This window comes from Bacillus sp. BACIII (assembly GCF_057836745.1).
This window is the reverse complement of record NZ_CM174437.1, coordinates 1,168,527-1,184,612: the sequence shown is the minus strand read 5'-3', so window position 1 is coordinate 1,184,612 and position 16,086 is coordinate 1,168,527. Positions and strand designations below refer to the sequence as shown.

At 41.0% G+C, this 16,086-nt stretch carries 11 protein-coding genes and 3 pseudogenes; 9 read left to right on the top strand and 5 right to left on the bottom strand.

Translation table 11 applies throughout. The features are described 5' to 3' along the window. The first annotated feature begins 21 nt into the window (after positions 1 to 21). The 7 genes and pseudogenes from hflX to ACXN9U_RS05810 all read left to right on the top strand — a co-directional run. Positions 22 to 1,284, top strand: a complete 1,263-nt coding sequence (hflX, locus tag ACXN9U_RS05840) for a GTPase HflX (protein ID WP_060962720.1) — start codon at positions 22 to 24, stop codon at positions 1,282 to 1,284. Between the two features lie 16 nt (positions 1,285 to 1,300). Continuing rightward, on the top strand, positions 1,301 to 2,566 hold the full coding sequence (locus ACXN9U_RS05835) for a methionine gamma-lyase family protein (protein WP_489202301.1): 1,266 nt from the start codon (positions 1,301 to 1,303) through the stop codon (positions 2,564 to 2,566). A 109-nt stretch (positions 2,567 to 2,675) separates the two neighbouring features. After that, a complete protein-coding gene (locus ACXN9U_RS05830) occupies positions 2,676 to 3,080 on the top strand; it encodes a MerR family transcriptional regulator (protein ID WP_438421999.1) in 405 nt (134 codons plus the stop codon). Between the two features lie 57 nt (positions 3,081 to 3,137). Further along, entirely contained in the window at positions 3,138 to 4,472 is a 1,335-nt protein-coding gene (glnA, locus tag ACXN9U_RS05825) for a type I glutamate--ammonia ligase (protein ID WP_016936014.1), read from the top strand. Positions 4,473 to 4,697: 225 nt separating this feature from the next. After that, positions 4,698 to 5,399 (top strand): annotated as a pseudogene (locus tag ACXN9U_RS05820) (LysM peptidoglycan-binding domain-containing protein); the annotation flags it as partial. Next, positions 5,399 to 5,545 (top strand): annotated as a pseudogene (locus ACXN9U_RS05815) (Kelch repeat-containing protein); the annotation flags it as partial. The pseudogenes ACXN9U_RS05820 and ACXN9U_RS05815, both read left to right, overlap by 1 nt. A 4-nt stretch (positions 5,546 to 5,549) precedes the next feature. Beyond that, positions 5,550 to 5,663 (top strand): annotated as a pseudogene (locus tag ACXN9U_RS05810) (peptidoglycan-binding domain-containing protein); the annotation flags it as partial. 59 nt (positions 5,664 to 5,722) lie between these two features. Here ACXN9U_RS05810 and ACXN9U_RS05805 read toward each other — a convergent pair. From ACXN9U_RS05805 to ACXN9U_RS05790, 4 genes are all read right to left on the bottom strand, one after another. After that, the gene (locus tag ACXN9U_RS05805; protein WP_024085400.1) at positions 5,723 to 6,163 is read right to left on the bottom strand and encodes an SMI1/KNR4 family protein; all 441 of its coding nucleotides are present in this window, start codon (positions 6,161 to 6,163) and stop codon (positions 5,723 to 5,725) included. 14 nt (positions 6,164 to 6,177) lie between these two features. Beyond that, a complete protein-coding gene (locus ACXN9U_RS05800; protein WP_060962717.1) occupies positions 6,178 to 8,004 on the bottom strand; it encodes a T7SS effector LXG polymorphic toxin in 1,827 nt (608 codons plus the stop codon). A gap of 142 nt (positions 8,005 to 8,146) precedes the next feature. Continuing rightward, on the bottom strand, positions 8,147 to 9,067 hold the full coding sequence (locus tag ACXN9U_RS05795; RefSeq protein ID WP_060962716.1) for an SIR2 family protein: 921 nt from the start codon (positions 9,065 to 9,067) through the stop codon (positions 8,147 to 8,149). 901 nt (positions 9,068 to 9,968) lie between these two features. Next, positions 9,969 to 11,063, bottom strand: coding sequence for an L-dopachrome tautomerase-related protein (locus ACXN9U_RS05790; protein ID WP_489202300.1), 1,095 nt, complete (start codon positions 11,061 to 11,063; stop codon positions 9,969 to 9,971). Positions 11,064 to 11,618: 555 nt separating this feature from the next. On the opposite strand from ACXN9U_RS05790, the gene ACXN9U_RS05785 reads away from it, so the two are divergent. Further along, on the top strand, positions 11,619 to 13,010 hold the full coding sequence (locus ACXN9U_RS05785; RefSeq protein ID WP_489202299.1) for an MFS transporter: 1,392 nt from the start codon (positions 11,619 to 11,621) through the stop codon (positions 13,008 to 13,010). A 42-nt stretch (positions 13,011 to 13,052) separates the two neighbouring features. Then, the gene (gene xynB, locus ACXN9U_RS05780) at positions 13,053 to 14,654 is read left to right on the top strand and encodes a xylan 1,4-beta-xylosidase (protein WP_489202298.1); all 1,602 of its coding nucleotides are present in this window, start codon (positions 13,053 to 13,055) and stop codon (positions 14,652 to 14,654) included. Positions 14,655 to 14,731: 77 nt separating this feature from the next. Here the strand turns inward: xynB and xylR are convergent, their stop codons facing one another. Next, positions 14,732 to 15,886, bottom strand: coding sequence for a transcriptional repressor XylR (gene xylR, locus ACXN9U_RS05775; protein ID WP_489202297.1), 1,155 nt, complete (start codon positions 15,884 to 15,886; stop codon positions 14,732 to 14,734). Positions 15,887 to 16,086 lie beyond the last annotated feature (200 nt).

The window sequence follows — 16,086 nt, the reverse complement described above, 5'->3', positions numbered from 1 at the left end:
GACACAGAAAGGAACATCCATGTGAACGAACAGGAAGAAAAAAAAGAAACGGTCATTTTAGTCGGCTGCCAGCTTCCGCACATGACCGACGAGCACTTTGAACATTCCATGGACGAGCTCGCTTCATTGACAAAAACGGCTGACGGAACGGTGCTGACCCGGATTACGCAAAAACGGAACAGAGCGGATGCCGCTACATATATAGGCAAGGGGAAAGTAGACGAGCTGAAGGCGCTGTGTGAAGAGCTTGAAGCGGATCTGGTCATTTTTAATGATGAACTGTCACCGAGCCAGCTTAAATCACTCGCCACGGCAATTGAAGCGAAGATCATCGACCGCACGCAGCTTATTTTGGATATTTTCGCAAAAAGGGCGAAGACGAGGGAAGGAAAGCTTCAGATCGAATTGGCCCAGCTTCAATACGCACTGCCGCGCTTGAGCGGACAAGGAATCAATCTCTCCAGACAAGGCGGCGGAATCGGGACGAGAGGGCCCGGTGAGACAAAGCTTGAAACAGACCGGCGCCACATTAGAAACCGCATACACGAAATTAACGTGCAGCTGTCAACGGTTATCCGCCACAGAAGCCGTTATCGGGAGAGACGCAAGAAGAATGGTGTGCTTCAGGCGGCGCTCGTCGGATATACCAATGCCGGAAAATCAACGTGGTTCAATAAATTAACAAGCTCAGACAGCTATGAAGAAGATCTGCTGTTTGCAACACTTGATCCCATGACGAGAAAGATGGCGCTTCCAAGCGGTTACAGCGTCCTTTTGTCTGATACGGTCGGCTTTATTCAGGATTTGCCGACAACGCTGATTGCCGCTTTCCGTTCAACGCTTGAGGAAGTGAAGGAAGCTGACTTGATCATTCATGTCATTGATTCTTCCAATGAAGATTATGCCGGGCATGAACAGACTGTTCTCGGACTGTTAAAAGAGCTTGAAGCAGATGATATTCCGGTGTTAACCGCTTATAACAAAAGAGATGAAACACTTCCTGACTTCATTCCGACAGCAGGGGAAGGCCACATCATGATCAGCGCCAGAATTTTCGGGGATGAAGCGAAATTGAAAGCGGAAATCGAAGCTTATTTGCGCCGGGAGCTGATGACGCCGTATGAAGTTCATGTACCCGCCGCTGAAGGCAAATTGATGTCACGCATTAAATCAGAGACTATGATCGACAGTCTTTATTTTAATGAAGAAAATGAACGCTACGAAGTCTCAGGTTATGTGCAAGAAGAACAAAGCATACTTGGAGAACTGAAGAAATTCATGTAAGGAAGGTATATACAACATGTTTGAGACACTGACACACGGCACTCTATTGCAAAAAACTGCCGAAGAAACAGAAGCGGAAATCGCCGCCGTTCATAAAAGAATAGAAGAAATCAGTGAACGGAATGAATGGAGAGTCCTGCAAAGCTACAGAAAGCATAAAGTAAGCGATACGCATTTTACACCTTCAACCGGATACGGTTATGATGACATCGGCCGGGATACTCTGGAAGAGATCTATGCTGATGTGTTCGGAGGAGAGGCGGGGCTCGTGAGACCGCAAATCATTTCGGGGACGCACGCGATCTCAATCGCGCTGTTCGGTGTGCTGAGACCCGGAGACGAATTGCTTTATATCACAGGCAAGCCGTACGACACACTCGAAGAAATCGTTGGGGTGAGAGGCGGGGAGTATTCAGGCTCGCTTAAAGAATTTCAAATCGGGTATCATGCAGTCGATTTAACCACAGAAGGCAAAGTGGACTTCGAAGCGGTCCGTGCTGCAATCCGTCCGAATACAAAAGTGATCGGTATTCAGCGTTCAAAAGGATATGCGAACCGCCCGTCTTTCAGGATAAATGAGATTGAAGAGATGATTCGTTTCGTAAAAGAAATCAAAGAAGATGTCATTGTTTTTGTGGACAATTGCTACGGAGAATTTGCGGAAGAGCGGGAACCCTGTCACGTCGGAGCGGATCTTATGGCCGGCTCCCTGATTAAAAACCCGGGCGGCGGCCTTGCCAAAACGGGGGGATACCTTGTGGGGAAAGCCAAGTGGATTGAAGCCTGCTCTTACCGGATGACCTCACCGGGAATCGGAAGTGAAGCCGGCGCATCGCTGTATTCACTGCAGGAAATGTATCAAGGCTTCTTTCTCGCTCCGCACGTAGTGGCGCAAAGCTTGAAGGGAGCGGTATTTACCGCCCGCTTTCTTGAAAAGCTGGGATTTTCGTCAAACCCTGCATGGAATGCGCCGAGAACGGATCTGATTCAATCTGTTGAGTTTCAGGACCCTGAAAAGATGATTGCTTTTTGCCAGGCGATACAATATGCGTCCCCGATTAATGCGCATGTGACGCCTTATCCGAGCTATATGCCGGGATATGAAGACGATGTCATTATGGCAGCAGGCACTTTCGTACAGGGGGCGAGCATTGAATTATCGGCAGATGGCCCTATCAGACCGCCTTACGTCGCGTATGTCCAAGGAGGATTAACCTATGCGCACGTGAAAAATGCGATTTGCAGCGCAGTTAATGCTCTAATGGAAAAAAGGCTGATCTGAGCCGTTTGCAATTTTCAAAGAATTTTATGTTAAGATTCCTTACATTGTGTTGACACAAAATATAACATCACCTATAATGAGACTAAGATAAGAAAAGGAGGAAATTGAGATGAGTGATAACATTCGCCGCTCAATGCCTTTATTTCCAATAGGAATTGTCATGCAGTTAACAGAACTTTCTGCCCGGCAAATTCGATATTATGAGGAAAATGGACTGATATTTCCAGCGAGAAGCGAAGGGAATAGACGATTATTTTCATTCCATGATGTAGATAAACTGTTAGAAATCAAAAATTTGATTGAACAAGGCGTCAATATGGCGGGGATCAAACAAATTCTGGATAAGGCATCTGCCGAACCGGAGGAAAAATCCGAAAAAACTGCCAAACCGATGAAGCACAATCTGTCTGACGAAGAACTCAGAAAGCTTCTGAAAAACGAACTGATGCAGGCAGGCCGATTCCAGCGGGGGAATACCTTCCGCCAAGGTGATATGTCCCGATTCTTTCATTAATCCGTTAGCAACTGTTTTGCTATATACATTTACCTTTTAGAGGAGGAGTTTTACGAAATGGCAAAGTACACAAGAGAAGACATCGTAAAATTAGTAAATGAGGAAAACGTAAAGTACATCCGCCTTCAGTTTACAGACATTCTCGGAACGATTAAAAACGTGGAAATTCCTGTGAGCCAGCTTGAAAAAGCACTTGATAATAAATGCATGTTTGACGGTTCTTCCATCGAAGGTTTTGTCCGTATCGAAGAATCTGATATGTACTTATATCCTGATCTAAACACATTTGTTATCTTCCCATGGACAGCTGAAAAAGGTAAAGTAGCACGCTTCATCTGTGATATCTACAATCCGGATGGCACCCCGTTCGAAGGTGACCCGCGTAACAACCTCAAACGGATTCTGAAAGAAATGAAAGAACTCGGTTTCAGCGATTTCAATCTTGGACCTGAGCCTGAATTCTTCCTGTTTAAATTAGATGAAAAAGGCGAACCGACACTCGAATTAAACGATAAAGGCGGATACTTCGACCTGGCTCCGACTGACTTGGGAGAAAACTGCCGCCGCGATATCGTGCTTGAGCTGGAAGAAATGGGCTTTGAAATCGAAGCATCTCACCATGAAGTGGCTCCCGGCCAGCACGAAATCGATTTTAAATATGCCGGTGCCATCCGTTCTTGTGACGACATCCAAACTTTCAAACTTGTCGTCAAAACGATCGCCCGCAAACACGGTCTGCATGCGACATTCATGCCAAAACCGCTGTTCGGCGTAAACGGTTCCGGTATGCACTGTAATCTATCACTCTTCAAAGATGGCGTTAACGCATTCTTTGATAAAGACGCTGATCTTCAGCTGAGTGAAACAGCAAAACACTTCATTGCCGGTATCGTAAAACACGCGACAAGCTTTACAGCTGTCACAAACCCGACAGTGAACTCTTACAAACGCCTTGTTCCGGGCTATGAAGCACCTTGCTACGTGGCATGGAGCGCGCAAAACAGAAGTCCGCTGATCCGTATTCCGGCTTCCCGCGGCATCAGTACGCGTGTTGAAGTCCGCAGCGTAGACCCGGCGGCAAACCCGTATTTGGCATTAAGCGTATTGCTTGCAGCAGGCCTTGACGGAATCAAAAATAAACTTGAAGCGCCGGCTCCGATTGACCGCAACATCTACGTCATGAGCAAAGAAGAGCGCATGGAAAGCGGAATCGTGGACCTTCCGGCGACACTTGCGGAAGCTCTCGACGAATTCAAATCAAACGAAGTCATGGTTGCAGCTCTCGGTGAGCATCTGTTCGAACACTTCATCGAAGCAAAAGAAATCGAATGGGATATGTTCCGCACACAGGTTCATCCGTGGGAGCGCGAACAATACATGTCTCAGTATTAATCTCTCAATCCCTTGGCACTATTGGTGTCAGGGGATTTTTTGGTTTGTTAACAAATTTAATAATTTAATATAAATCATATACCACCCACAAAATACCCACAAAAAATCAATAAAAAATTACTCCATAATTGTGGAGATATAATCCTCGTACTTATTCATTGAATCTCTGTCAATTTTTATGTGGTGAGTTCGACAAGCTATCATTTTGGATCGAGTTATATAGAAATGATTCAGGGGATTCCGCTGAACCGGAATGCTTGGCATTCTGGCAACGGCACAAACGAAACCGGGGATCGTAAGTCTATCTCTGTAGAAATATGCTACCCAAGGCAGGCGGGAGCACTATACCGGGCAGAAGAGGCGTTGACAATCAAGCTTGTCGCTCAGTTGCTTAAAGAGCGGGGCCGGGGCGTCAACAGGATTAGAGAGCACCAGGATTGGATCGGAAAATATTGCTCGCACCGCATTTTATCTGAGGCTCGTTGTAATGGAGTGAAGGCGGACCAGTGCAAGAGAATTAAAACGTCTTGGGGGTAAAAAAGCACCCAAACCATCAAAAACAGAAACCAAGACAGTCGGGGCGACGTACACCGTGAAGAAAGGGGATGCCCTTTCTGTCATTGCACAGAAAACAGGAGTAAGCATGGCAACCCTGCAAAGCTTGAACGGTATCAAGGACCCGAACTTTATCAAAGCCGGTCAAGTATTAAAGTTGACTGGCTCGGCCAGCTCGCCGTTCAGCGGAAAGAAATCATCTTACACGCTGCCGTCAGGCGTTTTAAAAGTGACAAGCCCCTTAAGGCCGTAAAACAGATTCAAACAGCGTTGGCGGCTCTCTATTACTATCCAGACAAAAGAGCAAAGAACAACGGAATAGATGGCTATTACGGACCGAAAACAGCAAATGCTGTTAAACGAACAGCCCTTCGAGATACGAGATTGACAAGCACAATAATAATATTGGACCGTTTGAGAACAGAAAAGATCATGTAATCTTTAAGAATATCCTTACTTTTGAAGTAAATGAGTACTCAACGAATACAAGCAATAATCAAAGTGCTAAAACCACTTAACACGTATAGTCCCAAAACAGCAAATGCGGTCAAACGGTTCCAATCTATATACGGGTTAACTGCTGACGGAATTTACGGACCAAAAACGAAAGTAAAACTGGAAATATTAATGAAATAACAAAAAGCCCTTCTCAAAAGGCAAAAGGGAAGGGCTTTGTCTATATAGACTTTTTGTTTCTATTCTTCGTAGAGCTTATCTACCAATTCCGTAAACGAATTACATATATGACTCAGAGCACCCTCTGGATTTTCAAAAGCAATTTCATGATCCCAAAAAACAAGAGGGGGATTACTATGATTCTTTCTAAAATCGAAACAGATCTCATTACCAAACACATCATCCGCAATAGGAATTACTTTATCTGGCATTCTGCCGTCTCGATAACGATTAGAAACGTTAATTATGTATGACTCACTATCCTCATGGAAACTATGTAAGTATCCGAAAGCAATCCCTTTTCTTCCTTCAAAATCAAAAGTCTCAGGAGTTGGGGTAGCGCCAGAATAGCTTTTGACATATTCTAAATAATCTTTTGGAAACTTTACTTGTAGCGTATTTTCAACTTCTTGAATTTCTTCGTTACTGATAGGATGTTCACCGAAATCCCATTCAACCATGTTATAACTCTCCTTTATCTGTATTCGGAACCTCCGCCCCAGATATTTCTTCCACCAGTGTGCCCTGTCTTACCATGTATATCTGAATCAACTAGCTGCATTATACCTTCATTTTGATGATGATGCCACGTAAACCCTTTTGGTTTTTTCCCTTTTATAATTTGCTTCAACTGCATTTTTGTAAAGTGATTTCTCAACTGGGGATTTTTGTTGATTTCTTGCAACAGGAGTTCGGTTGCTTTTTTAAACTGTACAGTATCTTTTTCAAGATATAATGACTTATCAATTTTCACTTCTGCAACGGGATCAAATATTGGAAAACCATCTTTATCATAAGGTATACCTGTTATAGGATGCACATCATTTTTTAAATGACCATTTTTTAAGTTAGTTGTTACTGTATTTCCAAAGGCATCTTTATGTGTGAACGGCGCGGCCTGTGTCAGCATATCTTGCTTTTTTTGAATTTCTTTCTTTAAAAGCGGGGTGTTTTTTACATTATGGGTGTTTTCAATATCTTTCGCTATTCCAACAAGAGCAGGTTCGTTTTTATTTTTCAATAAAGAATTGATATAGTCTGTTCCGTTTTTTATTCCTGTGTGTACATGGCTTGCAGCGCCAGGCTCCAATACTTTTCCTACCTTGGAGATGCTTGTTTTTGCGAGTTTGCTTGACACGTTAACCGTCGAGCCCACACCTTTCAGGCCGACAAAGCTGCCCACCGCATAGGAGACGTAGTGCGCTCTAGAGTACGTATCACCATTCACCATTTGATCATTCCACGAATCGGCTAGGTTTGTCCATATGATTTTTGCGTAAGACGGAGTATTCAATACAGTAGAAATCGTTTTAACAACCTTTTGTTCATCAGAGAGCTGATAAAAGTCCCAAGCGCCGACAGCGAGATCTTTCAGCCCTAACACAGTATCTTTCCCAACATCATAAAGGCCGACTGCAACCCCTTTGAAACCGTCTGTGAGTTCTTGCGTGTTTTGAATTTGAGTAAAGTATCGCTGCTGTTCTTTTGTCAGGTTTTCATAACCAATCGTTTTGGCCATTGAGTAGAACTCAGCAGCATTCGCATAGTCGAAATTGTTCAGTCTTTCTTTCAGTTTTTCAATCTCTCGATCTTTCGCTTCTTCCTTTTTAATCGTCAAATAAGCATCCGAATGTCTTGCAATCTCGCCTTTTTTCTTATGGATGTCGCTTTCACGGTACGCCTTGGCGTTGTAGTGAAGGGGAGTGGCGTTTTTCCCTTTGCCTGTGGCGTTTTGAAGCTGTTGAAAGTCAGCTTGGATGAACTGTTCGTTTGCTTCGGTTTCTGCGTATTCTTTCGTTAGATCGTGATCAAGTCTGCCGAGTTTATGTATCGTTTCGTTTCTCTTTTTGTCGGCTGATTGGAGCTTGTGATCCACGCTTTCGGTGGAAAAGAGATCAAGCGAGATGATGTCTTCGATCTCTCCGAGGATGGAGCGCATGTCTTTTTTCTGTTCTTCCATAATCGCCTTTGATTTATTCAAGGCGTGTGTGAGCTCGTGCTCCAGAAAAGATTCCTCCACATGCGAATTGGAAAGTCCGGCATCTTCGACTTTGCCGGGAAGGCTTGTGAGAAATGCGATTTTCATATCGATCAGATCAAGCCAGCTGTCTGTGACGCCGGCGTGGTCATGGAAAAAGGCTTTGATGTTGTCGGCGCCCCGGCCTGAGAAATCATTGTCACCAAGATCAGCCATACCTTGAAACGCTTTTTTCAGGTTGACCATCTGATCGCGCAGTTTTTTGTATTCACCCGCGCGCTGTTTGGCAGCGGCCAGCAGGGTGGTTGCTTCAAAGATTTTCATAATCATATCCTTTCTATATTAAATTCCTGTATTGAAATGTCACCCTAGAAGAAAGAGAAAATTTTAAAACTATTACAGTTTTTTGTGAAGGTAACGCTTATGGATTACCTGCTAACCACTATAAAGTTATAAAAGCTGCGACTTAGGCTGACGGCACTATACCTTCCCATGGCAATCCACTTCCAGAATTTATCTCCTCAAAATCAAGCTTTAACTCTTTGAGTTTGTTAATCAAACGGTCGCTTGGAGATGGATCGCATATAATGACTTTTGTCCCTTTTTTAAGCATCTTTAAGATAGTGTCTATTTCTAACCGATCGACCTCACAATATGAACAACCTATTATTATAAAATGAGATACTTCTTTAGCTTTTTTTTCAGTCACTGCAAACCCTTCCCTTACCCAATCTAAATGAAGGTGATTGCTGATAGATGAAGGAGGGATCAAATCTGCCTGTATTCTTGGCTCCATCCATTCATCTTGCTTGACTATATGGAGTCTCCCACAATCGTTTAGCGAAATTGGCGTAGTCCAAATATTGGATCCTGAAATCTTTTGTGGGTTCACATCAAAGTCAATTGAGCCGTGAGGTTTAAAAATAGGTACGCGTTTTTTATTTTCAATAGTCCCAATACGGTAATATTTCACATTGGATTCATTGAGTACTCTTTCTAGTAACAAGTCATAATTAAATGATATTGCAAAAGATAAATCAAATTTATTTTTCTTGAACCAATTAAACCATTTCCATTCATTTAAACTTATAGAGTTAATACTTAACTGAAATTTAGAATATATTGTTGCAAGAAATCTTCTCAGCTGACACTCGGCACCAGTATCATTTTCATACTTAATTCTATAATCTTTAATAGCACCATAATGGTTTGCTGCTTGAAAATTATCAATCAGCTCACTTTTAACAGTTGGCAAATGTTCTATGAAGTCATTATAATTAATTTTTTCAGAATCGAAGCATGTTAGTGGGTTTGAAGAGTTCAATTTATTTGCCCTAGCGAAATCAACTGTAAAGCCATTCCCGATTAAAAGTCCAAATTTCCCCATAGTGATCCTCCGCATTTTTCCTACAGTATAACACAAGTTACATATTTTGGAGGGGTTTAAGGCGGTTTAAACCTTGATATCTGATGCTCATTCTTTTGAGTATATATTTATGTTTGTGATGGTAGTAACCATGTTATCCACAAACATGTTATTGACCAAAATCATGACCAAAATTTGACCAAAAAAAATTGATAATTATAGAGATTCTATTTCTGATGGGAAATAATAAAGCACTGAAAAATCCTTTGTTTTCAAGGATTTTCAGTGCTGTATATTATTTATTTAAATTGAGAATTATGTTCCGCACACAGGTTCATCCGTGGGAGCGCGAACAATACATGTCTCAGTATTAATCCCTCAATCCCTTGGCACTATTGGTGTCAGGGGATTTTTTGGTTTTGGTCATAAGGGATAGTTGAAGGGTTGGTGGTCAACTTGACCACGTTTTGATCACGCAAAATATTAAAAAAATTAAGACAAAAGAGAGTTCATATATTCTTCATAACCATCAACTGACGAATTTTCAAGTTTCTCTGAGATATGGGAGTCCACCTCGGAAGTGATGGTTATATTTTTATGTCTAAATATTTCCTGTGAAAATTTCATTGTTGTCCCAGATTCAAAAAGAAGAACAGCGTGACAAACTGTAAAATACAGACGGGTTACAGTGTTTTTCCCTTAATAAAAAGACCAGGGTGTTGGTATCACCCCGGCTCTGTAATAAAAGCAGCCCATCAAAGGGCTTGCTCGATGTGGTTTCATGATAGACCTAACCCTTCATGTTCTGAGGCTCAAGGGAGGTCTGTTTTTTCTTATATACGTCAACAGGGCGATTATAAACGGCTCGAATAATCATTTATATTTAATGAGGATATTAGATGATTTCTTTCATGTTTCATTTTCAATAGGAAGGAGCAGGTAATTCATCGATTTTTATACGAAGTAAACTATAAGGTTTCTGTCGTAAGTCTTTTCCATAATGAAATCTAGCCTGCCGATGTAATTGGTTCACGATGACGTATAAGTATTCATCCGGACCAATCGAAAAAGTATCCGGCCATAAAATTCTAGGATCATGTGCGATGGTTTGCATTGTGCCATTCGGCAGTATTTTTCGAATACTATTGTTCTCGTAATCTCCGGCATAAACGGCTCCTTTTGCATCTGTAATCATTCCATCAGACGCACCTTTTTCTCCCCAATACGCCACATGATAAAGTAAATCCATGTCCGGTATATTTCTATCTCTCAGGGCTTCTGTTGAGATCGAGAACAGATGGCGGCTGGTCAGTGGACAAAAAAATAATACCTTCCCGTCAGGAGAAATCGCAATACCGTCGGATGCCAGCCTAAATGGGGAAGTTGAACCATCCCTGTTACGATTCATCAAAATTTTGCCTTCTACTTTCGGTATAAAATAGGAATCCGGTGAAGTTGGATTTGCTCCATTTAACCGTCTGCATGCATTTCCGGTTTCTAAATCAACGACGATAATAGCTCCTGGTCCTTTGGAAGAAGAATCCGTTATATAGGCATAACCTGCAGTTCCAACACGGAAATCAAATCGGACATCATTCAGGTAAGTTGTGGGCAGGACAACATCTTCTGTAAAGGTATACACTCTTCTGATTGTATTGGTTTTTAAATCAACAGCGACTAATTTTGCCCCGCCTTTAATTGGTTCAGAAAAATTGGGCGCCGCTGTATCTAGTACCCAAAGCGTTCCCCTTCCGTCAGCAACTACACTTTGGACACTGATGAAACTCATTTTGATAGTCTCAGGGTTAACCAAATTGGTTTGTAAATCAGGATAAGGCTGCAATTTATCCCCAACTATTTCCGCCACCGTAAATTTAACATCGTCTCCCCATTTCGGAAAACAAATGAAAATACGACCAGTTTCCGAAACCGTAACACCGGTAGGCATAGCTCCATAAAATGCATAAACCAGTTCTAAATCACCAAAATACTTTTCAAAAGGCAGCATTGGTTTCATAATATCCTCCTCAACCAATTAAACGGGATATCACTTATATATGATTCGCATTTTTTCTAGTGCCTGTTTCTTAATACGTTTTTCTAAACAAAAAGGTGATGATCAGTCAGCCACAAGGGATTTTTGCTTATATGTCTGTCGAAGCAGTTGGCAATTACACTATGGTATGTCCTTGGCCGGTTTTAAATTTTCTGAAAAAGGAGTTGAAAAAGCAGATCAGATTTTATAAGATTAAATCAAGTTAGTTTGTTTACTCAACAAACTAAGGAATCCGATTAAATTACGGGTAATTTAAATGCATGATGGAAGGGGGATAAGGGGCTCGAAAGAAGAATTTAAAAAACGAAAGCACGGGGCTTTTATCCTTTCCGGACATATAAGATGAAATTGCAGCCATCTGATCACCATTTATCTGAGGAAAACGCTCTGTGAAAGTCATCTGCTATCAGTTTATGAAAGCGCTTTTATGAAGTGCGCACTGCCCAATAAATTTGAAGACATGTTATATTCTTTCATACTGGTTCCTTATGAAAGGATCGAAAAGGGGAGGAAATCATGCTCAGTGAAAATGTAAAGAAGATCAGCATGGCTGAAAAAGTTGGATATGCGTCTGGGGATTTTGCATGTAATTTAATTTATGCAACGGTGTCTACTTATCTTTTGTTCTTCTATACAGATGTATTTGGTTTATCGGCAGCCGCCGCCGGTACGATGTTTTTAGTTGTCAGAATCATCGACGCCCTCGCTGATCCTTTTATCGGAACAATAGTAGACAGAACAAATAGCAGGTTTGGGCGCTTCAGACCGTATCTTTTATTCGGAGCTTTTCCATTTGTCATACTGGCCATCCTCTGTTTTACAACCCCCGATTTTTCAGATATGGGGAAATTAATATATGCCTATATAACCTATGTCGGCTTGTCGCTTACATACACAGCGATAAACGTTCCGTATGGCGCGTTAACTTCTGCCATGACCAGAAATAATCAAGAAGTTGTTAGTATAACATCTGTCCGTATGTTATTTGCGAATCTTGGGGGGCTTGTCGTTGCATTTTTTGTTCCCTTATTGGCTGCTTATTTAAGCGATAATTCAGGCAGCGAATCTCTTGGCTGGCAGCTAACCATGGCCATTATGGGATTCATAGGCGGGTGTCTTTTAATCTTTTGTTTTAAAAGCACAAAAGAGCGTGTCACTCTTCAAAAATCTGAAGAAAAAATTAAATTTCCGGATATATTTGAGCAATTTCGTGTTAATCGGCCGCTTGTTGTACTGAGTATTTTCTTTATTATTATTTTTGGAGTGAATTCAATAAGTAATTCGGTCGGCATCTATTACGTAACGTATAATTTAGAAAGAGCGGATTTAGTGAAGTGGTACGGTTTGTTAGGAAGTTTGCCCGCTCTTGTCATTTTACCTTTTATTCCAAAGCTTCATCAACTATTGGGGAAGAAGAAATTACTAAACTACGCATTATTACTGAATATGATCGGCCTCTTAGCTTTATTGTTTGTTCCGTCAAGTAATGTTTTCCTCATACTCTTCTTTCGATTAATTGCTGCTGCCGGAAGTCTCACTGCCGGGGGATATATGTGGGCGCTTATTCCTGAAACAATAGAATATGGAGAATACAGAACCGGGAAAAGAATGGGCGGGCTCATATACGCTATTATCGGATTTTTCTTTAAATTCGGCATGGCCTTGGGAGGGGTTATACCTGGGCTGGTTTTAGATCAGTTTGGATATGTGGCAAATCAGGTGCAAACGGCGGAGGCATTGACGGGAATTTTAATTACAACCACCATTATTCCCGTGTTCTTACTGGTTTTAGCCATGATTGATATTAATTTCTATAACTTAGATGAGAAAAAATATAAAAACATGGTTCGAGAACTAGAGAATAGAGACAAAGTTTATTTGGATCATATTGATGATTTCAAAGCTTAAAATATGATGAATCAACAGAAAATAGCTGAGGAGGCGTGCCGCATGAAGATTATCAATCCGGTACTTAAAGGATTTAATCCCGATCCGAGTATTTGCAGGGTCGGAGAGGATTATTATATCGCCGTATCTACATTTGAGTGGTTTCCGGGAGTCCAGATACACCACTCAAAAGATTTAGTGAATTGGCACTTAGCTGCACATCCATTACAGAGAGTTTCGCAATTAGACATGAAAGGAAACCCTAATTCAGGCGGGGTCTGGGCGCCATGTTTAAGTTACAGCGACGGGAAGTTTTGGCTGATCTATACGGATGTTAAGGTAGTAGATGGCGCCTGGAAAGATTGCCACAATTATTTAGTGACTTGTGACACGATTGATGGTGATTGGGGGGAGCCGATCACATTAAATAGCTCGGGATTTGATGCTTCTTTATTCCATGATACGGATGGAAAAAAATATTTATTAAATATGTTATGGGATCAGCGTATTGATCGGCACTCATTCGGAGGAATTGTCATGCAGGAATATTCTGATGAGGAGCAAAAATTAATTGGAAAACCGAAAGTGATATTTAAAGGAACTGAAAGAAAGCTGACGGAAGCGCCGCACCTTTATCATATCGGGAGCTATTATTATTTATTAACCGCAGAAGGGGGAACGCGGTTCGAACATGCTGCTACAATTGCCCGTTCTGCAAATATTGAGGGGCCATATGAAGTTCATCCTGATAATCCTATCTTAACGTCATGGCATGATCCGGAAAATCCGCTGCAAAAATGCGGGCATGCATCCATCGTTCAAACACATACAGGTGAGTGGTATTTAGCTCATTTAACGGGACGTCCTATTCATCCGGACGATGATTCAATTTTTCAGCAGCGAGGTTATTGTCCTTTGGGCAGAGAAACAGCTATTCAAAAACTCTATTGGAAAGATGAATGGCCTTATGTAGCTGGCGGAAAAGAAGGAAGTTTGGAGGTGGAAGCGCCTTCTATACCTGAAACCATATTTGAAGCAACGTACCCGGAAGTTGATGAATTCGAGGACTCAACATTAAATATCAATTTTCAAACGTTAAGGATTCCGTTTACGAAAGAATTAGGCTCATTGACTCAAGTGCCAAATCATTTGCGATTATACGGCCATGAATCATTAACCTCGGCATTTACTCAGGCATTTGTAGCCAGACGCTGGCAAAGTCTCCATTTTGAAGCGGAAACGGCTGTTATGTTTTATCCGGAAAATTTTCAGCAAGCTGCTGGTCTGGTGAACTATTACAATACAGAGAACTGGACGGCTCTTCAAGTCACGCATGATGAAGAACTCGGCCGTATTCTTGAATTAACAATATGTGATAACTTTTCTTTTTCACAGCCATTAAAAAATAAAATTGTGATTCCCCGTGAAGTAAAGTATGTCTATTTAAAAGTGAATATCGAAAAGGAAAAATATTATTATTTCTATTCGTTTAACAAAGAAGACTGGCATAAAATTGACATTACCTTAGAATCGAAAAAATTATCAGATGATTACATCCGCGGAGGAGGATTCTTTACAGGAGCTTTTGTAGGAATGCAGTGCCAAGATACCAGCGGTCACCACATTCCGGCTGACTTCAGATATTTTCGTTATAAAGAAAAATAATGTGCACAGGAAAAAGGAGCTTCTATTTTAGAACTCCTTTTTCATATCGTGTCCTATGTGAAAAAACAGCGTAAAACTTAATGATTAACCATATCAAGAAAATGATCAATTACAATAGAGGACATTCCCAATGCCGATGCATTTTTTCCTAAAACAGATGGTAATAATTCATAACTATTGCCTAATTGGGAATAAACCCGGGACGACACCTCGCTTCTGATTGAATTTAAAACCATAGGATGCGATTCAATGATGCTGTTTCTTAAAATGATGGCTTGCGGATTGAATGTATTCAAAATATTGGTCAGGCCTATCCCTAAATAGAAGCCAAAATTCTGTAATGCACGTAAAGTTTCAACATCATTCAGATGGGCGAGGTCTATAATATCTTGATTGGACACTTTTTTTTCTTTCGTCTGAAGAGATTTTAATAAAGCCTTCTCTGAAGCATACAATTCCCAGCAGCCCCGGTTTCCGCAGCTGCATTTCGGACCATTAAAGTCTATTGTCATATGTCCCATTTCTCCAGAGAAGCCGCCAACCCCTCTATATAAATCATTGTTAATAATAACGCCGATTCCTATCCCGGTACCGATACTTGCATAAATCATGTTATCGTGATTTTTTGCAGCACCAAATACTTTTTCTCCATATGCGCCGGCATTCGCCTCATTTTCAATAAAAACAGGCACATTGAACTTCTCTTTTATGAAAGATTTTAAGTCAATATCTCTCCAGTTGGAGTTCGGAGTGAAAACGATTTTTTGATTTTTATCAATTAATCCGGGAACGCATATGCCTATACCAATAAGCCTGTACGGAGATTGCGGCATATTCGCAATAAAGTGATGAATCATCTCAATTAAAATATCTTTCGTTATTTCAGGGGAATTACATTCCAAATGGTGATGTTGATCAAGAACAATTGTCCCCTCAAGATCTGTTAAAATGCCGTTAATATAATCCACCCCGACATCTATTCCTACGGAGTATCCTGCTTTTTTATTAAAAACAAGCATGACAGGTCTTCTGCCGCCGCTTGATTGTCCCTGACCGATTTCAAATACAAGGTGTTCTTTCATTAATGTGTTTACCTGGGATGAAACGGTTGATTTATTTAATCCTGTCATTTCAGATAACTTTGCTCTTGAAATAGGTGAATTCTTAAGTATTTCTTTTAATAATAACTTTTGGTTTACTTTTTTGACAAAGGCTTGATCAGCGATATCCACTTCATCCACTCCATTTGTATAATCTTTAAATTAAGTTGAGTTTTCTGTGTTATCATGCGAAGCGTCACACATAGCGAATCCAACCTTATTATATCTAATGTATTCGTTAAAAACTAAAAAAATATTGAAAATACTGATGAGGTTATATAAGATGAAAATAAGTTAGTTTGTTTAGGCAACAAACTAATATGCAATGTGAC